General features: G+C 37.6%; 26 protein-coding genes and 1 tRNA gene. 10 read left to right on the forward strand and 17 right to left on the reverse strand.

Annotated features, from left to right (window positions below; all coding sequences use genetic code 11):
- Positions 1 to 38 precede the first annotated feature (38 nt).
- The 3 genes from H0184_RS02730 to H0184_RS02740 form a co-directional block, all read right to left on the reverse strand.
- The gene (locus H0184_RS02730; protein ID WP_221820628.1) at positions 39 to 671 is read right to left on the reverse strand and encodes a PspA/IM30 family protein; all 633 of its coding nucleotides are present in this window, start codon (positions 669 to 671) and stop codon (positions 39 to 41) included.
- 19 nt (positions 672 to 690) lie between these two features.
- Positions 691 to 1,038 (reverse strand): lmo0954 family membrane protein, encoded by a 348-nt coding sequence (locus H0184_RS02735; protein WP_221820630.1) that lies wholly within the window; start codon positions 1,036 to 1,038, stop codon positions 691 to 693.
- 179 nt (positions 1,039 to 1,217) lie between these two features.
- A tRNA-Val gene (locus tag H0184_RS02740) sits at positions 1,218 to 1,290 on the reverse strand.
- A 146-nt stretch (positions 1,291 to 1,436) separates the two neighbouring features.
- On the opposite strand from H0184_RS02740, the gene H0184_RS02745 reads away from it, so the two are divergent.
- From H0184_RS02745 to H0184_RS02765, 5 genes are all read left to right on the forward strand, one after another.
- On the forward strand, positions 1,437 to 1,661 hold the full coding sequence (locus H0184_RS02745) for a hypothetical protein (RefSeq protein WP_221820632.1): 225 nt from the start codon (positions 1,437 to 1,439) through the stop codon (positions 1,659 to 1,661).
- A 96-nt stretch (positions 1,662 to 1,757) separates the two neighbouring features.
- Entirely contained in the window at positions 1,758 to 2,480 is a 723-nt protein-coding gene (locus tag H0184_RS02750; RefSeq protein WP_221820634.1) for an alpha/beta hydrolase, read from the forward strand.
- Between the two features lie 77 nt (positions 2,481 to 2,557).
- Positions 2,558 to 3,070 (forward strand): YjcG family protein, encoded by a 513-nt coding sequence (locus tag H0184_RS02755; RefSeq protein WP_221820637.1) that lies wholly within the window; start codon positions 2,558 to 2,560, stop codon positions 3,068 to 3,070.
- A gap of 6 nt (positions 3,071 to 3,076) precedes the next feature.
- Positions 3,077 to 3,499 carry a GNAT family N-acetyltransferase gene (locus tag H0184_RS02760; RefSeq protein WP_221820639.1) on the forward strand — a complete coding sequence of 141 codons (423 nt, stop codon included), beginning with the start codon at positions 3,077 to 3,079 and terminating at the stop codon, positions 3,497 to 3,499.
- Between the two features lie 123 nt (positions 3,500 to 3,622).
- Positions 3,623 to 5,908: a UvrD-helicase domain-containing protein gene (locus H0184_RS02765; RefSeq protein ID WP_221820640.1), complete on the forward strand. Its 2,286-nt coding sequence runs from the start codon at positions 3,623 to 3,625 to the stop codon at positions 5,906 to 5,908.
- 41 nt (positions 5,909 to 5,949) lie between these two features.
- Here the strand turns inward: H0184_RS02765 and spoVIF are convergent, their stop codons facing one another.
- From spoVIF to H0184_RS02800, 7 genes are all read right to left on the reverse strand, one after another.
- Positions 5,950 to 6,204, reverse strand: coding sequence for a sporulation-specific transcription regulator SpoVIF (gene spoVIF / locus H0184_RS02770; protein WP_221821283.1), 255 nt, complete (start codon positions 6,202 to 6,204; stop codon positions 5,950 to 5,952).
- Between the two features lie 126 nt (positions 6,205 to 6,330).
- Positions 6,331 to 6,447, reverse strand: coding sequence for a YjcZ family sporulation protein (locus tag H0184_RS02775; RefSeq protein WP_179158343.1), 117 nt, complete (start codon positions 6,445 to 6,447; stop codon positions 6,331 to 6,333).
- A 95-nt stretch (positions 6,448 to 6,542) separates the two neighbouring features.
- Positions 6,543 to 6,899, reverse strand: a complete 357-nt coding sequence (spoVAE, locus tag H0184_RS02780) for a stage V sporulation protein AE (protein WP_221820643.1) — start codon at positions 6,897 to 6,899, stop codon at positions 6,543 to 6,545.
- Positions 6,900 to 6,904: 5 nt separating this feature from the next.
- Complete coding sequence (gene spoVAD / locus H0184_RS02785) at positions 6,905 to 7,930, reverse strand: stage V sporulation protein AD (protein WP_221820645.1); 1,026 nt, start codon at positions 7,928 to 7,930, stop codon at positions 6,905 to 6,907.
- The gene (gene spoVAC / locus H0184_RS02790; protein WP_133371685.1) at positions 7,931 to 8,407 is read right to left on the reverse strand and encodes a stage V sporulation protein AC; all 477 of its coding nucleotides are present in this window, start codon (positions 8,405 to 8,407) and stop codon (positions 7,931 to 7,933) included.
- A 16-nt stretch (positions 8,408 to 8,423) separates the two neighbouring features.
- The gene (locus H0184_RS02795) at positions 8,424 to 8,891 is read right to left on the reverse strand and encodes a YhcN/YlaJ family sporulation lipoprotein (RefSeq protein ID WP_221820647.1); all 468 of its coding nucleotides are present in this window, start codon (positions 8,889 to 8,891) and stop codon (positions 8,424 to 8,426) included.
- Between the two features lie 347 nt (positions 8,892 to 9,238).
- The gene (locus tag H0184_RS02800; RefSeq protein WP_221820649.1) at positions 9,239 to 9,589 is read right to left on the reverse strand and encodes a DUF1360 domain-containing protein; all 351 of its coding nucleotides are present in this window, start codon (positions 9,587 to 9,589) and stop codon (positions 9,239 to 9,241) included.
- 125 nt (positions 9,590 to 9,714) lie between these two features.
- On the opposite strand from H0184_RS02800, the gene H0184_RS02805 reads away from it, so the two are divergent.
- On the forward strand, positions 9,715 to 10,224 hold the full coding sequence (locus tag H0184_RS02805; RefSeq protein ID WP_221820650.1) for a CotY/CotZ family spore coat protein: 510 nt from the start codon (positions 9,715 to 9,717) through the stop codon (positions 10,222 to 10,224).
- A 44-nt stretch (positions 10,225 to 10,268) separates the two neighbouring features.
- On the opposite strand, the gene H0184_RS02810 is transcribed toward H0184_RS02805, so the two are convergent.
- The 3 genes from H0184_RS02810 to H0184_RS02820 all read right to left on the reverse strand — a co-directional run bounded on the left by H0184_RS02810 (position 10,269) and on the right by H0184_RS02820 (position 13,592).
- On the reverse strand, positions 10,269 to 10,769 hold the full coding sequence (locus H0184_RS02810) for a CotO family spore coat protein (protein ID WP_221820652.1): 501 nt from the start codon (positions 10,767 to 10,769) through the stop codon (positions 10,269 to 10,271).
- 101 nt (positions 10,770 to 10,870) lie between these two features.
- Positions 10,871 to 11,641 (reverse strand): enoyl-ACP reductase FabI, encoded by a 771-nt coding sequence (gene fabI, locus H0184_RS02815; RefSeq protein ID WP_221820654.1) that lies wholly within the window; start codon positions 11,639 to 11,641, stop codon positions 10,871 to 10,873.
- A gap of 103 nt (positions 11,642 to 11,744) precedes the next feature.
- The gene (locus tag H0184_RS02820) at positions 11,745 to 13,592 is read right to left on the reverse strand and encodes a monovalent cation:proton antiporter family protein (protein ID WP_221820656.1); all 1,848 of its coding nucleotides are present in this window, start codon (positions 13,590 to 13,592) and stop codon (positions 11,745 to 11,747) included.
- A gap of 74 nt (positions 13,593 to 13,666) precedes the next feature.
- On the opposite strand from H0184_RS02820, the gene prpE reads away from it, so the two are divergent.
- Positions 13,667 to 14,407 (forward strand): bis(5'-nucleosyl)-tetraphosphatase PrpE, encoded by a 741-nt coding sequence (prpE, locus tag H0184_RS02825; protein ID WP_221820658.1) that lies wholly within the window; start codon positions 13,667 to 13,669, stop codon positions 14,405 to 14,407.
- A 72-nt stretch (positions 14,408 to 14,479) separates the two neighbouring features.
- Here prpE and H0184_RS02830 read toward each other — a convergent pair whose 3' ends face one another.
- Genes H0184_RS02830 through H0184_RS02845 form a run of 4 tightly spaced genes read right to left on the reverse strand, consistent with a single transcriptional unit; the run spans position 14,480 to position 17,275 of the window.
- Entirely contained in the window at positions 14,480 to 15,379 is a 900-nt protein-coding gene (locus tag H0184_RS02830) for an RluA family pseudouridine synthase (RefSeq protein WP_221820659.1), read from the reverse strand.
- Positions 15,380 to 15,403: 24 nt separating this feature from the next.
- Positions 15,404 to 16,204 carry an NAD kinase gene (locus H0184_RS02835; protein WP_221820661.1) on the reverse strand — a complete coding sequence of 267 codons (801 nt, stop codon included), beginning with the start codon at positions 16,202 to 16,204 and terminating at the stop codon, positions 15,404 to 15,406.
- A gap of 42 nt (positions 16,205 to 16,246) precedes the next feature.
- Complete coding sequence (gene yjbM, locus H0184_RS02840; RefSeq protein WP_221821285.1) at positions 16,247 to 16,885, reverse strand: GTP diphosphokinase; 639 nt, start codon at positions 16,883 to 16,885, stop codon at positions 16,247 to 16,249.
- 30 nt (positions 16,886 to 16,915) lie between these two features.
- Positions 16,916 to 17,275: a UPF0738 family protein gene (locus H0184_RS02845; RefSeq protein ID WP_221820663.1), complete on the reverse strand. Its 360-nt coding sequence runs from the start codon at positions 17,273 to 17,275 to the stop codon at positions 16,916 to 16,918.
- Positions 17,276 to 17,395: 120 nt separating this feature from the next.
- Between H0184_RS02845 and H0184_RS02850 the strand changes: the two genes are divergently transcribed.
- The 3 genes from H0184_RS02850 to H0184_RS02860 all read left to right on the forward strand — a co-directional run bounded on the left by H0184_RS02850 (position 17,396) and on the right by H0184_RS02860 (position 19,316).
- Entirely contained in the window at positions 17,396 to 17,968 is a 573-nt protein-coding gene (locus H0184_RS02850) for a CYTH domain-containing protein (protein ID WP_221820665.1), read from the forward strand.
- Between the two features lie 71 nt (positions 17,969 to 18,039).
- Entirely contained in the window at positions 18,040 to 18,447 is a 408-nt protein-coding gene (locus H0184_RS02855) for a globin domain-containing protein (RefSeq protein WP_221820667.1), read from the forward strand.
- Positions 18,444 to 19,316: a ClpXP adapter SpxH family protein gene (locus H0184_RS02860; RefSeq protein ID WP_313771705.1), complete on the forward strand. Its 873-nt coding sequence runs from the start codon at positions 18,444 to 18,446 to the stop codon at positions 19,314 to 19,316. The genes H0184_RS02855 and H0184_RS02860 overlap by 4 nt, the downstream gene beginning before the upstream one ends.
- The last annotated feature ends 335 nt before the right edge of the window (positions 19,317 to 19,651 follow it).

The following is a 19,651-nucleotide window of genomic DNA, read 5'->3' on the forward strand; positions in this document are numbered from 1 at the left end:
AACGCATGGATTCCGTAATCCATGCGTTTTGCATTGTGCTAATTCTGAGTTGATTGATTTATTTCTTTTTCTAATTGTTCAATACGTGAGTCAATTGTTGTCACATTATATGAACGATTCACTTGATTCTCTAAGAGATAGATATAATTCTCGATTTCTTGGAACCGCGAGAATGATTTATCACTGTTAGAATCTAATACTTGATCCATTCGATGATTTGCTCTTGTTACGTTTTCACGCCCCATAAGCTCCATACGACGGATCTGCATATCCTTTAGTTTATTCTTCATTTCTCCATGCTTTCTTTCTAGTTCGTTTTGCTGACCTTTTACTTGTTCGAGTGATGCTCTTAATTTTTCGGCCCGATTAGAATAAAGTTGCATTTCCTCAGAGGCAAATTGATAAAGCTCAGTTTCTCCCGCTTTTAAAGCAACTTCAGCTTGATATTTCCTTTTTTCAACTAACTGTTCCGCATTGTACAACTCTTTTGTAAATTCATCCTTAAGTGCATTTTGGCGTTCCAAGAATTTTGCAGCTTTTTCGGTTTCCTGTTCGCATTGGCGCAGGTATTGATTGAGTAAGAAAATCGGATTTTGTTTTTCTTTTCGATCAATTACCTCATTTAAGTCTGCCGTAATCGTATTTTTAATTCTTGTGAAAAGGTTTGTCATGTTATTTTCGCTCCTTTAATTAATAGTTTTTTATTTCATTCCATTGTTTTTCAAAATTTACAAAGGGATCAGATTCTTCCTTGATTACAGCATGTTTGCTGGAATTCCAGTTTTTATATACAAGGTATAAAATATACGCTGCCACAAGGCCAATAATCGCTGGTGCGTTAGAGATCGAAGCCATTAGAAAAATAACCCCAATTATACCCAGCGCAATTTTCCCGCCAGTTGATTCTGCCTTTAAAAATTGTTTATAGATGAAATACAGTATCGCCAGACTTATTAATAATCCCACCATCGGACCAAGTGTAGAGAGTAAGATAATGGCTGCAATTCCTCCAGCTAAAACTAAACCAAATTTTTTCATTTTGTTTTCCTCCTTTGCTTTCTTGATATCATCTTACCTTTTTTCAGCGTTTCACATAATTGAGCCTGAGCTTGATTTTCAAGTAGGGCTGGAGACGTAGAAAGGGTCAGCCTCATTGCGAGACTGACCTAATAATCAGAAAAAGCCTAACACCATTAAGATGTTAGGCTTTTTGTATATGACCTGTGAGGGGTTCGAACCCCCGACCTCAACCCTGTCAAGGTTGCGCTCTCCCAGCTGAGCTAACAGATCTCTTATTAAGCTACAAATATAATTATAGTAAAAACTGAAAAAATGTCAATACCTTTAAAATCGAACATACATTCCAAAATAATTGAATAAAGAACGAATGTTCGTATATAATAATAGTATAAAACAACAAGAAAGGCGGGATAAACATGGATGGGCTTTTGCTGCGTTCTATCGAGGAAAATTTTCCGTTAGAAATGATTTATTTATCAGAAGATCAACAGATTTCACAGCGTAAATTACTTGTAAAAGAAGTGAATGATGAGTACATTCGTGCTTATTGTCTTCTCCGTAAACAGATTCGGACTTTCCGCCGCGAAAATATTTTATCCATAATGCCAAATACTGTTTCAAACAATCATTTTCTACACTGAAATATACCCCTAATATCCTTCTCACCCCAGCTGAGCATTTCCAACATAGATATGATAAAATGCATTTGTATCTATGAACATTGGGGGAATTGTCGCATGGAGATACCAAAAGGCACGATAAAAGAACATACAATTAAAAGTAAAGAGCTGGGAGAAGAAATTCTCGTTCTCATCTATTTGCCAGCAAATTTCTCACCATTGTATAAATACTCACTGTTAATCGCGCAGGATGGCAGAGATTATTTTCAACTTGGCAAAATTGGCCGATTAGCAGATGAGTATCTTTATGAAAGAGAAATTGAAAATTTAATCATTATTGGGATACCCTATAAAGATGTAGAGGATCGACGCAGGAAATACCATCCTGATGGTGAACAGCATCAACAATACATACGTTTTTTAGCGCATGAATTAGTTCCGTACCTGGATCAGGAATTCCCAACTTATCACATGGGCTCCACAAGAGCATTAATCGGTGACTCATTAGGAGCAACAGTATCGTTCATGACTGCTCTCCAATACCCGCACACTTTCGGAAAAGTGCTGCTGCAATCACCTTATGTGGATAAAGGGGTAATGGAATTGGCCGAGAGCTTTAAAGAAACAGGGTTATTAGAAATCTATCACATCATTGGGAATCAAGAAACAGAAGTACAAACGACCAATGGGAGAATTAGTGATTTCCTTACACCAAATCGTGAACTTTCCACAGTTCTTAAGGGTAAGTTTAATACATACTTTTATGAGGAATTCAATGGCGACCATACCTGGACGCACTGGCAGCCCGATTTAAGAAGAGCCCTAAAGATGATGTTTTAACGATATTGGTTGATTTCATATTTTTTTGAATATTTGATATAATTATCAGAAAGATTCTTATCATGGAGGTTAGATATATGAAATTTGGGGTTGTTATTTTTCCATCAAAGAAACTGCAGGATTTAGCTAATTCCTATCGTAAGCGTTATGACCCGCATTATTCACTCATAACTCCACATCTAACATTGAAAAATGCATTTGAAGCCACGGAAAAAGACGTTGTTAGCTTTGCTGATAAATTAAGGCAAATAGCCAGCAAAACCAAAGCATTTACCTTAAAGACCACAAAAATCAGCTCTTTTCAGCCAGTAAATAATGTAATCTACTTTAAAGTAGATCCAACTGAAGAGTTAAATCAGCTGCACCATGAAATCAATCAAGAATTTAGTGAGCAAAATTTAGAATATGCTTTCGTTCCACATATTACAATTGGTCAAGATCTTTCAAATGATGAGCACTCAGATGTGTATGGCTCCTTAAGGATGAAAAGATTTGACCACGAAGAGACTATAGACCGTTTTCATCTGCTTTATCAATTAGATAACGGTTCGTGGACGGTATATGAAACATTTCGACTAGGAAAGGAATAATCAATTGTGAATGTAAAAATCGTAGAAAATGAAAAAGAACTTGAGGATGCTTTTTCTGTCAGAAGAACTGTCTTTATCGATGAACAAGAAGTCCCTGAGGAAGAAGAAATTGATCAATATGAGAAAGATGCGGTACATTTCGTTTCCTACCAAGAGGGTTCACCTATTGCAGCCGGACGCTTCCGGGTTGTGGATGGTTACGGAAAAGTAGAACGTATTTGTGTATTAAAGACTGCTAGAAAAACCGGCGCTGGAAAAGCCATTATGAATAAAATAGAAACTTATGCTTCTGAGAAAGGTTTACATAAATTAAAATTGAATGCCCAGACACATGCCATTCCTTTTTATTCTGGTCTTGGTTATGAGGTTGCTTCGGAAGAATTCTTAGACGCTGGAATTCCTCATAAAACGATGATTAAAAAAATATAATTCTTAGCATTTGCCCATAGTGGCAAGTGCTTTTTTGATTCATTTTTCTATAGTACTCTTTTCGATACCAACTGGTTTTGTTATGATAGAGTTTGTCGTATTTTTGAAAAAAGAGGCTAAAAAATGAAAATTGCTATGAACCATAATCAAAGGATTGTTCTTGACCAATTAGCAAGAGAACAATATCAACAGCTATATATACAAGGGAAAAACAACGAACTAACCTGCCCCGTCTGTCAAGAAAAGGTTCGATTATTTCTTGGAATACAGGAAGAGCCCTATTTTTTTCATAGTAAATTTCCGGAAAAGTCATGCCCGGAACCAGATATAGAAGCAATTGAACCAGTTATTGTCGAGAGGAATGGATTTCGTATCCCACAAGGCAGGAACATTATTGAAACAACCAAAACCGCCAGCTTATACCGTCCTGCAAAAACGATTGAATGCAGCATTCCCTTTCTAAAATCGAATGGTGCTAAACATCTTGAACACGATTCCTATTTAAGAGACCTTGCAGCAAATGGAGTCGTATTGGACGAAAGTCAGGCTGCGGCTGTCGTAAAAACTGAAGGGTCATTGTTAGTTCTTGCTGGAGCCGGCAGCGGCAAAACGCGAGTACTTACCGCCCGTACTGCTTATATGCTCGATGTAAAAAAGATTGACCCGCGCTCCATCATGCTCGTCACCTTTACCTCAAAAGCTGCAGGGGAAATGAAAAATCGTTTAACCTCCTACCCGCAGATTAAAAAGGATCAAATAAGTAAGTTGGTGACAGGCACCTTTCACAGTATTTTTTATAGAATTCTTATGTTTCACGAAGGGAGTAACTGGTCTTCGGAGCGGCTGTTGAAGAAAGAATGGCAGCGAGATAAAATCCTTAAAGATGCAGGTAAGGAAATCGAGTTATCTGAAAAGGAATTTGCTTATGATTTGGCACTTCAGCAAATTGGATTTTGGAAGAACTCGCTTCTTTTCCCTCATGACATTAAGCCTGAAACTGAATGGGAAGAAAAAGCTGTATTCCTGTATAAAAAATATGAGGAATATAAATCTCAAAAAGGGCTATTTGATTTTGATGATATGCTGATAGGCTGTTATCAGCTTCTTAGTACAACACCCTCACTTTTGGAACTTTATCAAAATCGGTTTCACTATTTTCTGATTGATGAATTTCAAGATATCAATAAGGTTCAATATGAACTGATTAAGCTGCTGTCAGGTAAGCATAGAAATGTCTGTGCTGTTGGTGACGATGATCAGGCGATATATTCCTTCCGGGGCAGTGACCCAAGTTATTTGTTAGAGTTTGAAAAAGACTTTCCTAACGCAAAATTAGTTTCACTTGAACAAAACTATCGCTCATCACATGAAATTGTCTCTGCTGCAAATGAAATGATTTCGAAAAACAAAGTCCGCCGAATAAAGAAAATGAAGGCACAATTTGCATCTGGTACTTCTCCATTGCTCTTTTTCCCATATGATGAGGAGGAAGAAGCAACCATGATCGTAACTGATATCCAGGAGAAAGTTATGCATGGAGCTAACCCATCTGATTTTGCTATTCTCTATCGAACCAATGCAGGTTCACGGGCTGTGTTTGAACGCTTAGCAAGTTCAAACCTGCCTTTTAGAATTGATTTGGATTCAGAGGCTTTTTATGAACGTCGAATTGTGAAAACTGTTCTTGCCTTTCTAAAAATCAGCTTAAATGAAGATGACAATCAGGCATTATCTGACATTTTACCTATATTATTTTTAAGTCAAGCTGTATTAAAAGATTTAAAAGCTGAAAGCATCCTAAAAGATTGTACCTATCTTGAGGCACTTTCACACATAAAAACAAAACATGCTTTTCAAGAAAAGAAATTAAAAAAGGCAGTGCAGCTGATTCGTTCGTTGAAATTTTCCTCCCCAATTAAATCGGTTGAAACCATAGAAAAGGACATCGGTTTCCTTGATTTTTTGAAAAAACGAGGAAATGAATCAAATCAGCAAGACAAAGGTTCGGATGACTTAAAAGACCTAAAAGTTGCTGTAAAAAGCTTTACTAGTATTGAAGCTTTCTTGTCCCATGCTGAACATATGACTGCAATGAATAAGGAAATCAAGAATTTAAGTAAGCATTTTACAGAAGCTATTAGCTTAAGTACTGTCCACCGGGCCAAAGGATTAGAATATAAGAACGTATATATCATTGGTGCAGTAGATGGCAGCCTGCCGCACGATTATGCCTTGGATAGTTTAAGGAATGGTGATTTTTCCGCGCTCGAAGAAGAAAGAAGACTTTTTTATGTAGCTATGACACGTGCCAAACATGAGCTTCTTATTTCTGTTCCACAGAATCGAAGAGGAAAAAAAGCCAGCACGTCACGTTTTTTACTACCCCTAATAAAAAAAGGAAAAAAATAACCAAAGGACCTGTTTCCATCAAGGAAAGAGGTCCTTTTTACTTATTTCTTATTAATCATCTTTGAAATTGTATTGAAATCAAGTTGTTTTCCATCGTTTACTATAGATTGCACAATTTTATCTTCTGTTTCTTTATTTACCGGTTTATTAGCAATTTGCGAAACTCGGCGGATCACATTGCGTACGGTTGTTTCATCTTTAAAATTGGCATTTTGTAAGGAATTCGCTAAATCAAGAATATCTTTCATATTAACGCCTGTTTTCTTTTCGACATTTTTAAAGAAACCATTATCCATGGTAAATATCACGCTCCTTCATAGGCTACTGTTATTGTATGAAGGAAGGGTAAAAACGTGAAAAAGAATTATGAAAGAAAAAGGCTGGCCAAGTGTGATGGCCAACCTTTTCTGCCGTTGCTATTATTAATAAAAGCTAGCACCGACAATGATTAAAAGAATGAATAATACGACGATTAATACAAAAGTTGAACCGCCGCCATATCCACCACCGTAGCCACAGCCGCCATATCCATAGAACATATAATGTCACCTCACTTCGTATTCTCATTAATAACATATGAGACATTGCTACAAAGTGTACTGGGCTCTACTCTACAGACAACCTGTGAAATTTTTTATCCTTTTGGTTTAAAAATTAAAGCACCAATAAATCCAAAAATAATGGCGGCTGATATCCCTGAACTGGTAACCTGAAACATACCAGTTAAAACTCCGATTAGACCATGCTTTTCTGCATCCTGCAGGGCACCGTGTACTAATGAATTACCGAAACTCGTTATTGGAATGGTTGCTCCTGCACCAGCAAAATTCACTAGCGGCTCATACAACCCAAATCCGTCTAGGATGGCTCCTGCCACCACAAGTAAACTTAGGGTATGCCCGGGTGTAAGTTTAGCAACATCAAATAAAAGCTGTCCGATTACACAAATTAAACCCCCAACCACAAATGCCCAAAAAAACATTGCTAACATAAGTATTACCTTCTCTCTTCATTCATTTCAACGGCCACAGCATGTGCAATACACGGAATTGATTCTTTTTGTTGAAAGCTAAGCGGAGATAACAGCGCTCCAGTTGCTACAACTAATATTCGTTTATACATTCCCTTTTTCATCTGATTTAATATATGACCATAAAAAACAGTAGCAGAGCAGCCCGCTCCACTTCCCCCAGCTTGCACTGGCTGATCATCCTTATAAAGTAACAGGCCGCAATCTTGAAATTGCTTACGGTCTATTTTTAGTCCACTTTTAATAAGAAGCTCGAAAGTGGTATCTTGGCCGATTCTGCCTAAGTCTCCAGTGAGGATTAAATCATAATGGGACGGGTCTAATTCCATATCCCGAAAATGTGCCATAATGGTATCTGCAGCAGCAGGTGCCATGGCACCACCCATATTAAAAGGATCAGATAACCCCATATCAATTACTCTTCCAATAGTTGCGGAGGTAGTGACGGGCTGTTGTTCCCCAGGAACATTTTGAGTAATTAATCCTACGCCAGCCCCTGTAACAGTCCATTGAGCTGTAGGCGGCTTTTGTCCTCCATACTCTGTTGGATATCGAAATTGTTTTTCAGTTGCAGCATTATGGCTTGTGGCACCCGTTAACACGTTTCTTGCCCCTTGATAATTAACAACAAAGGATGCTAACGCCAACCCTTCCATAGATGTCGAACATGCCCCAAAAAGCCCGAAATAGGGAATTTGCATGGTTCTCGCTGCAAAACTAGTAGGCGTTATTTGATTGATTAAATCCCCCGCAAATAAAAATTCAATTTGTTCTTTCTCCATTTTTGCTTTAGCTAATGTAGTTCTAACTGCTTCTTCCAGCAAAACTCGCTGCGCCTTCTCATAGGAATCCATCCCCATCCATAAATCCTCATGCAGGATGTCAAAGTCATTGGCGAGGTTGCCATTTGCCTCAAAGGGGCCTCCGGAAACACCTGTTGCAGATATCATTGGACGGTTATTAAAAACCCAAGATTGATGCCCTTTTAACAATTACAAAACCCCCCACATTCCCAGTAATGTTTTTATGAGCGCAACAACAAACGCAGAGAACACTCCAAAGAGAATAACGGAGCCAGCAAGCTTAAACATATTTCCACCAACACCTAATACAAAGCCTTCTGTTCGGTGTTCTATCGCAGCTGATATAACAGCATTTCCAAACCCGGTGACAGGCACCGCACTTCCAGCTCCCGCAAACTGTCCAAGGCGGTCATAAACTCCGAAACCAGTAAGCAGCATGGACAGGAATACCATAGTTGCTACTGTTGGATTACCAACATTCTGTTCTGTGAAGTGGAAAAAGTATATGTAGAAATAACTGATTGCCTGCCCAACCGCACATATCAATCCGCCTACCCAAAAAGCTTTGATACAGTTCTTTAGAACCGGTCGTTTTAGTTCATGCTTCTGTTGAAGTTGTTGATACTTTTGCTGCTGGGGCGTCATATTCTTCTGCTTACTCGCCATTGGTATTCATCCCTTCTTACTTCATATCTGATGTCATTTTAAGTATTTCGTTTAACCGTTTCTCAGCCTGTTTATCGGAATAACTTCCATTATTCTTCCTCTCTATTAGCCGAACAGCTTCCAGAAAAATCTTATAATCACTTGATACTGTGAAGTTTTCTTTCGGGTAATCTTCTTCCAGAGTTTTGTTTAAGTCCTTTTCAATTTTTTTCATGTTGAATCGCTGCATATGCTTAACCTTATAAACGACAAGTGTTGCTTCTTTTCCCTTTATTATCGCCGCATCATAAATCTCATTAAAATTGCTTACTTTCTTTTCAATTTCTTCGACTTTGTCCTGGCCGTTATTCTTCTCCGTAACAGTCGGGTTAGGATTGGTCGCTTTCATGAGAGCCAGCTGGCTATCCTCCTCTGTGTGCCCCTGACTACATGAACTCATTAAGATCATACTAGCAATTATCATTAGTCGAATTATATAGACCATTTCATTTCCTTCCCTCATCCGAATTAATAGAAATACCACTACATTGTAGTTTTTTCGAGATTGACTAAAATTATGACTTGATTGTCCTAACTTTTATATTTTCAATTTTTGGACCACAAAAAAACTGCCATTAAATTCGGCAGTTTAATGATTATCGTTGAGTTTTTTTACCACAGCCGCAGCCTTTTTTCTTTCCAGACTTTTTTGTTTGAGTAGTTTTCGTTGTTTGAATTTTTTTATTTCTTCCGTTCACCTTTCACCCCTCCATATTCTTATTATTACTACTAATAAGATATGAAAGAAATTTATAACTTGTCTCGGACGTACAACCATTTTAGTGTACAAAGTTATATCCAGGTCTGAACAACAGATTCCAAGATTGCTGCCAAACCAGCAATAGCAAAAACTAGAATAATTGGTCCAAATATTGTCGGTAAAAACAGGTATCCCGCTATTACTAAAGCTGAAGTCCATACGCCCGTACACCAATAACAGCTTAGCAGCTCTCCAATGAATTTTTTTATAGGCGTCCTCTTCGGCAGATAATACACCTCCATCGAACCGTCTTCCCTTTCTTCTTCTATTTCATCAAAGAACGGATGCCTTATAAATTCAGTTATCTTGTCAAAAACAATGAGCCTTGTTAATCGGAAGCAGGCTAACCCTAATATAATAAAATTTAAAAGATCAATATTCATTTTTTCTGTCCTTTCCATTAAATTAGCCTAATTTTAGTCAAAAAGGCGTTTGTCCGTGACCCAATTGGTCCTGTTTAAATATGTTAGTAATGTAAGATATATATCACGGATAGGAGGAGTAATTAATGGGTTGTGGCCGAAATAGTGACGTACGCAGTACCAGTGGCTGTGTATGCGATGTTGTTCGTGCAATAAAAGATATCCAGGATAATGCTGTACAAGATGATGATTGCCTAGATTGCCCAAGTTGTTTCTTGGAACCACTTGGTACATTAGTTTCACCAGCTAGAGATCGCGCTGATACTCGTGTATTTGTATTAAAAAACGCTGATGGTTCACCCTTCCACGCGTTCTTTATGCCTACAAACGGAGCATGCGTTTCAATTTACTTCCGCGTTGAAGAGGTATTTGATAATTGCTGTGCAACACTTCGTGTGTTAGAGCCAGGAAACAGGACAAATGGAGGGTTTAGCCCGGTTGATCTCGTTGGCGGAGGAGAAGTATGCTGTATTAACCTTGAAAGAGTATGTCAGGTTAACGCATTTCGTTCTACCAATGACTGTATTACGGTTGATTTAAATTGTTTCTGTGCTATACAGTGTATTGCTGATGTAGACCTGGGTATTTGTGACTAATAGAATAAAATGAGCCAGTCGATAACCCGGCTGGCTTTTTTTGTTTATCTTCTTATTCCAATCATAATAATATCTTTTATATTTTTGACAGGTATGGTTTCTGTTTTTTGATTTGGAATTCTAATCGTTATTTCTTGTTCGTTGTATTCAACTAGATAACCCTGGTAATTCTTTTCTTCTGTATAATAAACACATGGAACAGGCGGCAATGCCTTAGGGAAGTTAGCCAGATATTCCAAACGTTCAATAAGGTTCATTTCCTTAAAGCCTTTTACTCGGTTGAAATTTCGTTGTTTTTCTTGATTTGTTTGAGCTTTAATCTCCTCTTTCACTTCTTTTTTCTTAGACACTTTAGGTAGATCAGTCTTAGCTAGTGAGACCTCGAATACCTTTTTCTTTTCTTTTTCCTCCTCTAGCTGTGGTTCTTCGATTGGCAGCTGGACCTCCTGCCTCGTTGTAAATACTTCCTGATTATTTTTTACAGGTGTATTTAAAAAAGTTTGAGAGACATATAATAACGGTCCCTTTTTTGTGTTTTTCTCCACCCAATTCACCTCCATTTACCTAGCCCTACACTCTATATGTATGCAGTTTGCCTATACTCGTTCATAAAAAAATGCCCGCTATTTTCAGCGGGCAGTACAATTTATAAAATATGAAAGCCAGAATCAACGTGTATATTTTCACCAGTGATTCCACGAGACAATTCACTGAATAGGAACAATGCGGTGTCACCCACTTCTTCTGGTGTTGTGGTTCTGCGTAATGGTGCTTTTTCTTCAATCACTTTTGTAATGGAATTAAAATCACTAATTCCTTTAGCCGATAGAGTTCTTATTGGTCCAGCTGAGATTGAGTTGACACGAATACCTTCTTTACCTAAGTCTTCAGCCAAGTAACGAACGCTTGCATCTAAAGAGGCCTTCGCAACACCCATTACATTATAATTCTGAATAACTCGTTCGCCGCCTAAATAGGTTAATGTAACGATACTTCCGCCTTCTGTCATTAACCCTCTAGCTTCTTTTGCTACAGCTGTTAAAGAATAAGAGCTTATATTATGAGCCAGCAAGAAGCCTTCTCTTGTTGTGTTCAAATATTCTCCGCTTAGTTCTTCTTTATGAGCAAATGCAATACAGTGTGCAATGCCATGGATGGTACCAACAGCTTCCTTAATTTCAGAAAAGCATTTAGCCACTTCTTCATCATTGGTTACATCACAAGGCAGTACAAGCGTACCTTCTGCTTCTAAGGATTCCGCTAATTGTCGAACACTGCCTTCAAGCCTTTCCCCTGCATAAGTAAAGATTAAACGTGCACCTGCATTGTTTAATGATCGAGCGATTCCCCATGCGATACTGCGTTTATTTGCAACGCCCATTACAACATATGTTTTTCCAGCCAAAGAAAGATTCATATAGAAATAGTCCCCCTACTCAAACTTTACTATTAGTTATTAGTACTTGGTACTAATATTACACTATTTACTAAAAAATGAAAAGCAGCAGATTCTCAAGCAATTAGAACTCAAGTTCCCTTTTCAATTCATCCACATACTCTTTTGACCCAGTTACAATCAAACGATCATTGAGGAGCAATTCAGTATCACCATGCGGTACTATCGAATCCTTCCCACGAAAAATACGAACAAAAATGACATCTCCAGTAAACGGAAATCTTCTTAAGGTTATCCCGTCGAACTGTTCATTTTGCATTCTTATTTCATATAATGAGGTTTCTTGATTGGTTAAGATGTTAACGACACTTGGTGTTTCAATTAATGCCCGAAGCAGTGTTTTAGTAGACATGAAAGAAGAGAAAACTTCAATTTCTTTATCCCTTAGGCTCTGCTCAACATCAGGACTTTCAATCCGAACAATTACCCTGGTTACGCCAAGTTCCTTTGCTTTTATTGCCAAATCAGCATTTGTTTGATCATTACCAGTAGAAATGACAATTATATCTGTTTGAAAAATCTTATTGCTTTCAATTGTTTCCAACGAATAATCACTAATTTCAACGATTTCAAATAATGAATTCGAGATCATTTTATCTAATTTGTCCATTTTTGTGTGATATAAAATTGTTTCATATAAACTTGATTCTAATTCCCGAGAAACGGGAAGTGTCACTTGGTTCGCTCCTAAAAAGGCAATCCTTTCTTTTGGAGCTGCAGCAACTTCTTTAGGGAACAACTTTTTAAAAGCAATTGGCGTGAATATAGAGGTGATGACTGCAACAAGTATTAGTGTTCCGCTCATCTCAGAAGAAATGACCTCCATACGCTCACCGATTGTTGCCGCTGCAATTACTAACGAAAGTGTAGATGTTAGCAAAAAGCCCGAAGCCAGGACAGTTTTCGAATCATACCAGACTTTTAATAAATAAACCGGGACAATTTTTGAAAGGAGAAGCCCAACTAATAAAAGCGGTATTAATAATAATAGTTTCTTATCGGCAAATAAAGACCAGACATCCAGCTCCACACCAATCATCACAAAAAAGATTGGTATTAAGAAACCATATCCAAAGGAATCTAGTTTATGGATTAGTTCTTGATTTGGAGATAGAAGGGAAACAAGTACACCGGCTAGAAAGGCACCTAATATGTTCTCTGCTCCTACTGTTTCTGAAAGTCCAACTAATACAATAATAAGCATAAATACAGCCCGGGTTCCGATTTGCACCGTTCCTTTTGACATTGATTCTAGCAAAGGACGATTTTTAAAACGTTTACCAACAAAGTACAAAACAACACCAGCTGCAAATAAAATGAGCAGCAGCCATGTATTCCCCTGGCCTGGGTCATAAATTGATACAAAAATGGCCAAGAGAATCATGGTCGCTAAATCAGCAATCACCGCAACTAATAAAATGATTTGACCAATGTTTGATTTCATCAGATGTGCTTCTTTTAATGTTGGTACAACCACTCCAAGTGAAATCGTTGATATGATGAGCGTCATTAAAAAGGCATTGTCTATAAAACCGGCAAATACAAACAAATAGGATAACAGCAGTGAAATAATAAATATACCAATAAAAATGATAGTTGAGACCAAGAAGGTGTTCGGTTCCTTTTTACCATTTGGAAGTGTTTTATTTTTCTTTCCCCCTGTGAAAGCAGTGAAATCAATCTCTAACCCACTAAGGAACATTAGAAAAATAAATCCTAGTGTTGACAGCGTTGATAGCCACATATCTTCATGAACCACATTGAAGCCGCTTTTTCCAATCACAAGTCCCATAATGATTTCTGCAACTACAACAGGGATATAATTTAATTTTAATCTATGTAGTAAAATAGGCGTTACAAACGCAACCGTCACTACTACTAATAAAGATATTACAGAAGCATGTTGTTCCATAAATGTCCTCCTTCGTTTTTTTTATAAAAATCACTAGATAAACAAAATATAAATAATCAAGGGGGAAGATTCCAATGAAAATTGATATCATCGGAGATATACATGGCTGTTTGCCCGAATTTCAAGCTTTAACTAAGAAATGCGGTTACCAATGGTTGGACGGAATTCCAAATCATCCTGAAAACAGGCTGCTTGGTTTTGTTGGCGATTTAACTGACCGCGGACCATCTTCTCTAAAAGTAGCCGAAATAGTATGGCGGCTGGTAATAGAACAGAAAAAGGCATTTTACACACCTGGAAACCATTGCAATAAACTATATCGATACTTTCTTGGGAACAAGGTTCAAGAAACACATGGGCTAGAGACAACGGTAGCAGAGTTCAAATCACTGCCTCGTAAGGAACAGCAAACTATTAAAAAGAAATTCATTGAACTGTATGAAAAATCGCCGCTTCACTTAGTATTAGATGAAAATAGGCTAGTTATAGCACATGCTGGGATTAAAGAAGAATTTATCGGCAAAACAAATTCTAAGGTGAAGACGTTTGTCCTTTACGGAGATATTACTGGCGAAAAACACCCTGATGGTTCCCCTGTAAGAAGAGATTGGGCACAACAGTATGAGGGCAATGCTCTGATTGTATACGGCCACACACCAGTGAAGGAACCAAGAATTATCAATAATACATATAATATTGATACTGGGGCCGTTTTTGGCGGTAAGTTGACTGCGCTAAGGTATCCTGAGATGGAAATAGTTTCTGTAGATTCTACTATGCCATACATTAAAGAAAAATTTAAAGACTTTGCTTAAAAAAAGGGTAAATAAACCTATCGACCCGACAAATTTCCTAGGAAATCACCAAATTACGCAAAAAGGCTGACTTTAGAAGTCAGCCTTTATCAATTCAGACATGTCTAAGGGAAGATCTGCTGTAAAAATCATATTTTGGCCGGTAAAAGGGTGAGGAAATTGAATAATTTTGCAATGCAGTGCTTGTCGTGCTATGAGAGAAAGAGTCCCGCCATATAAGTCATCACCCAATAAGGGGTGACCAATAAAAGACATATGAACCCTAATTTGATGGGTTCGTCCAGTCTTTAGCTGTAATTCAACATGAGTAAACTCTTTATGCCTTTTAAGGACGCAGTAATGGGTGCATGCATATTGCCCATCACTGCGTACCTCTCTTTCAATTATACTGTCTAGCTTTCTGCCAATCGGCTTTTCGATTGTACCTTTTTCAAGTGCAAAATTACCCTCAGCAAGTGCTTCATATGTTCTTTTTATATTACCATTTTTCTGTTGTTTGCTGAGCAGATGATGTACATGTCGATGCTTGGCAATTAAAACGATTCCAGAGGTATCTCGGTCTAAACGCGTGACAATATGTGAGGTTGCACTTAAACCAATTTCTTCATAGTATCCTACTAAGGCATTTGCTAAACTGCCTGTAGGATGTTCTCTTGATGGTATGGTACTCATTCCTGCTGGTTTGTTAACTACCAGTAAATATTGATCTTCAAAGAGAATATCCAATGGAATTTTTTCTCCCGCTGCCCCTTCACTTGGGTTTTCCCGAGGAAAAATAACAGTTAAGACTTCTCCTTCCTTCAACATATACCGAACATTTACTTCCATATCATTCACAAGAATTTTTCCGCCATTGAATTTAATGTCCGTTAGGGCCACACGAGATATTTCCTCTTCTTTGAGAAACTCTCTAATTATGCTGCCTGCTTGCAGTTCATTTATTTCCCACTGAAGTTGAAAACCTGATTTCATGTTGTTTCCTCCAGCTTACCCGAATCAGTCTGAGTCTGATATAAATGAATCATGTACTCTTTTCCAAAAAGGAAATGGACGGAAACGAGCAAAGCGAATTTTTTCATCCGGCACCCTAAATTGAATTGATTTAACATCTTTATGAAGTAGAGTTAGATGGTCAACCGTTACTTGAAAATCCACCCGATTAACAGGTTTCAACATACAAGTATGATGTGACGGTAAGATTAAAGGTGATCCAACAGTTCGAAACACCCGATTGTTTATTGAAGCCATTTCCGCAACCTGTAACGCCGGTATGGATGGATGAATGATTGCCCCTCCAAGTGCTTTATTATAGGCAGTACTGCCAGATGGTGTGGAGACACATAAACCATCACCTCTAAACCGCTCAAAGTGCTGCCCTCGAATTTCCACATCCATCACCAATGTACCTTCAACACTTTTGACAGTTGATTCGTTTAGTGCAAGATACCTGGATTCTTTACCTGCATGCTGATATCGAATGATTACTTCTATCAACGGATATTCAACAACTTGATAAGGTGTTTTGGCGATTGCAATTACAAGTTTCTCAATCTCATCAGGAGTCCAGTCTGCATAAAAGCCGAGATGGCCAGTATGAATCCCGACAAAAGCAGTCTTATCCAGGCGGCTGCTGTATCGGTGAAAAGCATATAGCAGCGTCCCATCGCCGCCAATTGAGACGACAATATCTGGTTGGTCCTCGTCGTAAACTAGATCAAAGTCAAGTAAATACGTCCTCATTTTATGCATTAAGATATTCGACTTTTGATCTCCTTTGGATGTAATGGAAAATTTCATCATCATATACTCCTTGTACTCAGGATGCTTACAAAGCCTCTATTAGCTTTTCTCCTCTTGTTTAAACTCTTTATTTCTTGTAAAGAACGCTTGGGCATCTTGAATTTCTCCACGAATCAGTGACATTTCCTCATCTAGACGAAATGCTGCTTCAGCAGCCCGCTGCAGCCTTATTTGAATATCGGTCGGGAAAACCCCTTTATATTTGTAACTTAAAGTGTGTTCAATTGTTGCCCAAAAGTTCATCGCCAAGGTTCTTATTTGTATTTCAGCAAGTATCTTTTTTTCCCCATGAATCGTTTGGACTGGGTACATGATAACAACATGGTAAGAGCGATATCCACTTGTTTTTTTGTGTGATATATAATCCCTTTCCTCAACAATTTCAAGATCATTTCGGTTCCTTAATAAGCTTACAACTCGATGAATGTCATCTACAAATTGACACATGATTCGCATACCTGCAATATCTTGCATTTCTTCTTCCAATTTATCTAGTGGAATACCTTTTTGATTTGCCTTATCAAGGATACTTGCAATTGGCTTAACTCTCCCCGTCACAAATTCAATAGGTGAATGGCTGGAATCTAGCTCAAATTGTCCTCTCATCCCTTTTAATTTTATCTTCAGCTCTGACACGGCTTGTTTATATGGAGCTAAAAACTGGTCCCAATGCTTCATCATTCCACCCCAATGACAACTAAAATATGTTTAAAAAATCTCTTCTACTTTCGTGACCATTTCTGCACCATAATTACTGTTACCTCTTATGTTATTTATTAAATCATTTAATTCCTCATTAAAATTAGTTAATTCCTTTTGATCATCCTCAAAAAGGACCCATACTGGAATTTTTTGTTCCAAACCCTTTTTTAATAAAGGCCAAATTGGTTCATTCATTTCGATATATGTATAACCCTCATGATTTTCCATTATGTAGACAAAAGAAAATTCTTTTGAATCAACCAGAATTTGTTCTGCAGGACTTAACCCGCTAATTGACTCACTTGCATGTAGATATAGTTTACTATCCAAAAAGTTTGCTTTGTTAATCGTTATTCTTTTATTCATCTTTTTTACCTCCACTATTCACTCTTTATTTTAGCATAATCTATCCATTTCTCCCAAGAATTGCGGTTTAACTAAAAGCTGCGATACAATAAATTGATGGATAAGAAAGGAATGGACCTGATGTCAGAGACTATTGAAATAGAATTTAAGAATTTACTTAAGAAAGTTGAATATGAAACTCTTCTTAAAGCCTTTCAAGTAGAAGAAAAAGCTGCTTTCATCCAAACAAATCATTACTTTGACACACCTGAATTTACATTAAAAGATAAAGGATCTGCATTGAGAATCAGAGAAAAATATAATAGCTTTGAAATGACCTTAAAACAACCGGCTGATATTGGTCTCTTGGAAACGACACAAGTATTATCTGTAAATGATTTCCAACTAGCAATCGAATACCATGAATTTCCAAAAGGAATCGTTCAAGATCGATTAGAACAATTAAAAGTAATAGTTAATAATATAGAATATTTTGGGTCTCTCACTACCAGGAGGGTAGAATTCCCCTATAAAAATGGATTACTGGTATTGGATCATAGCCATTATTTAGATACAGAAGACTATGAGATTGAATACGAAGTTGAGGATTTTCAACAAGGTCAAATCGTATTCCAAGAACTGCTAAAGCAATATGAAATACCTATACGGATAACCCCAAATAAGATTGCACGGTTTTACCAGCAAAAATTATAAGCGGTTTATTTGAGATATAAAAAATGCATTGATAAAATATAACAAACAACATATTAAAAGGAGTTGTCAACATGAATGAGAAAAAGCCTACTCCATATGAGTCCCTTGGCGAAGATACTCTACATCGTCTTGTGGATACTTTTTATGGGCTAGTTGCACAACATCCTGATCTTGCTCCAATCTTTCCAAATGACTTTACAGAAATTGCCCGTAAACAAAAGCAATTTTTAACACAATATTTGGGAGGACCACCTTTGTATACTGAAGAGCATGGTCATCCGATGATGCGTGCACGACATTTGCCTTTTCCCATTACTCCTAACCGTGCAAAAGCATGGCTATCTTGCATGAACCAAGCAATGGACAAGACTGGATTAGAGGGTCCGTTTAGGGATGAATTTTATTCTAGGCTCTATCTTACTGCACAGCACATGGTGAATACGCCTGAAGGCAGTGAGGTATCGGGTGAAAATACGTGAGTAACCCAAAGTTCACATCAAAGCAGCAATCTTACGGTTATGACAAGAAGCCACTTGAAATATACATGTTCATCGATCCTTTATGCCCTGAGTGTTGGGCACTTGAGCCTATCTTGAAAAAATTGCACATCGAATATGGCAGATACTTTTCTCTAAAGCATGTGTTAAGTGGTCGTATCGCTAATTTAAATGTCAGCAAAAGAAAGAATTATGAAGTTATAGCAGATTTATGGGAAAAGACAGCTAGTCGTTCAGGGATGTCATGTGACGGGAGCCTGTGGTTAGAAAATCCAGTAGCATCACCTTATATTGCTTCTATTGCAATTAAGGCAGCGGAGTTACAAGGCAGAAGAGCAGGTATACGTTTTTTACGAAAGCTGCAAGAGAAACTTTTTATTGGTAAACAGAACATTTCAGATTTTGAGGTTTTAAAAGTTTGTGCAGAAAGTGCGGGTTTAGATGTTGAGGAATTCATTTCAGACTTCCATTCTGAGAGTGCGGCCAAAGCTTTTCAGTGTGACTTAAAAATCACCACTGAAATGGAAGTACAAGAAATACCGACTCTTGTATTTTTTAACGAGAATGCAGAGGATGAAGGAATTAAAATCACTGGTCCCTATCCGTATGAGGTTTATGTTCAAATCCTTGAAGAAATGCTATCTGAAGAACCTATTAAAAATCAACCGCCCCCATTAGATACATTTTTGAAATACTTTAAACTAGTGGCATCAAAAGAAATCGCAGTAGTTTATAATATGACAATTTCTCAGGTCGAGCGGGAAATGAAGAAATTGCTTTTACTGCAAAAGGTTGAACAGCTGCCTGCAAAGTATGGAACGTTTTGGAGATACGTGGGCGTAGAAGAATAACTTTTTTATATGAAAAGACCTTGCCGCTTCCGCTGCAAGGTCTTTTTCTATTAATACGAACAAAGGGGATGGGAGAAATTTTTCACGGTCAAACAAAGGGGTATATGTTTGTTGTGATTAACTTCACGTATAGAATATACCATGGGCTTGCCCCCGCTGGCAATGTGATTGTGCGTTGTTTCACATAATTGTCAAAATCATATTATCCAATTTTGGACAATAAACTATATTTAAGGTGATACTTGGCTGACTTTATTATTAAGGTGGTATGTAAAATGAAGAATTTACCTGTTTTTCTTATGATTCTCTTCCTGTTATTTGGCTTTTTTCTTCAT

The sequence above is a fragment of the Neobacillus niacini genome, from assembly GCF_019749295.1.
In the GTDB taxonomy this organism is placed as follows: Bacteria; Bacillota; Bacilli; order Bacillales; family Cytobacillaceae; genus Neobacillus; species Neobacillus niacini_D.

Bases quoted from the DNA above. Each gene is read 5' to 3' on its own strand.
- H0184_RS02730 (WP_221820628.1), bottom strand. From the start codon at position 671: ATGACAAACCTTTTCACAAGAATTAAAAATACGATTACGGCAGACTTA.
- H0184_RS02735 (WP_221820630.1), bottom strand. From the start codon at position 1,038: ATGAAAAAATTTGGTTTAGTTTTAGCTGGAGGAATTGCAGCCATTATC.
- H0184_RS02745 (WP_221820632.1), top strand. From the start codon at position 1,437: ATGGATGGGCTTTTGCTGCGTTCTATCGAGGAAAATTTTCCGTTAGAA.
- H0184_RS02750 (WP_221820634.1), top strand. From the start codon at position 1,758: ATGGAGATACCAAAAGGCACGATAAAAGAACATACAATTAAAAGTAAA.
- H0184_RS02755 (WP_221820637.1), top strand. From the start codon at position 2,558: ATGAAATTTGGGGTTGTTATTTTTCCATCAAAGAAACTGCAGGATTTA.
- H0184_RS02765 (WP_221820640.1), top strand. From the start codon at position 3,623: ATGAAAATTGCTATGAACCATAATCAAAGGATTGTTCTTGACCAATTA.
- spoVIF (WP_221821283.1), bottom strand. From the start codon at position 6,204: ATGGATAATGGTTTCTTTAAAAATGTCGAAAAGAAAACAGGCGTTAAT.
- H0184_RS02775 (WP_179158343.1), bottom strand. From the start codon at position 6,447: ATGTTCTATGGATATGGCGGCTGTGGCTACGGTGGTGGATATGGCGGC.
- spoVAE (WP_221820643.1), bottom strand. From the start codon at position 6,899: ATGTTAGCAATGTTTTTTTGGGCATTTGTGGTTGGGGGTTTAATTTGT.
- spoVAC (WP_133371685.1), bottom strand. From the start codon at position 8,407: ATGGCGAGTAAGCAGAAGAATATGACGCCCCAGCAGCAAAAGTATCAA.
- H0184_RS02795 (WP_221820647.1), bottom strand. From the start codon at position 8,891: ATGGTCTATATAATTCGACTAATGATAATTGCTAGTATGATCTTAATG.
- H0184_RS02800 (WP_221820649.1), bottom strand. From the start codon at position 9,589: ATGAATATTGATCTTTTAAATTTTATTATATTAGGGTTAGCCTGCTTC.
- H0184_RS02805 (WP_221820650.1), top strand. From the start codon at position 9,715: ATGGGTTGTGGCCGAAATAGTGACGTACGCAGTACCAGTGGCTGTGTA.
- fabI (WP_221820654.1), bottom strand. From the start codon at position 11,641: ATGAATCTTTCTTTGGCTGGAAAAACATATGTTGTAATGGGCGTTGCA.
- H0184_RS02820 (WP_221820656.1), bottom strand. From the start codon at position 13,592: ATGGAACAACATGCTTCTGTAATATCTTTATTAGTAGTAGTGACGGTT.
- prpE (WP_221820658.1), top strand. From the start codon at position 13,667: ATGAAAATTGATATCATCGGAGATATACATGGCTGTTTGCCCGAATTT.
- H0184_RS02830 (WP_221820659.1), bottom strand. From the start codon at position 15,379: ATGAAATCAGGTTTTCAACTTCAGTGGGAAATAAATGAACTGCAAGCA.
- H0184_RS02835 (WP_221820661.1), bottom strand. From the start codon at position 16,204: ATGAAATTTTCCATTACATCCAAAGGAGATCAAAAGTCGAATATCTTA.
- yjbM (WP_221821285.1), bottom strand. From the start codon at position 16,885: ATGAAGCATTGGGACCAGTTTTTAGCTCCATATAAACAAGCCGTGTCA.
- H0184_RS02845 (WP_221820663.1), bottom strand. From the start codon at position 17,275: ATGAATAAAAGAATAACGATTAACAAAGCAAACTTTTTGGATAGTAAA.
- H0184_RS02850 (WP_221820665.1), top strand. From the start codon at position 17,396: ATGTCAGAGACTATTGAAATAGAATTTAAGAATTTACTTAAGAAAGTT.
- H0184_RS02855 (WP_221820667.1), top strand. From the start codon at position 18,040: ATGAATGAGAAAAAGCCTACTCCATATGAGTCCCTTGGCGAAGATACT.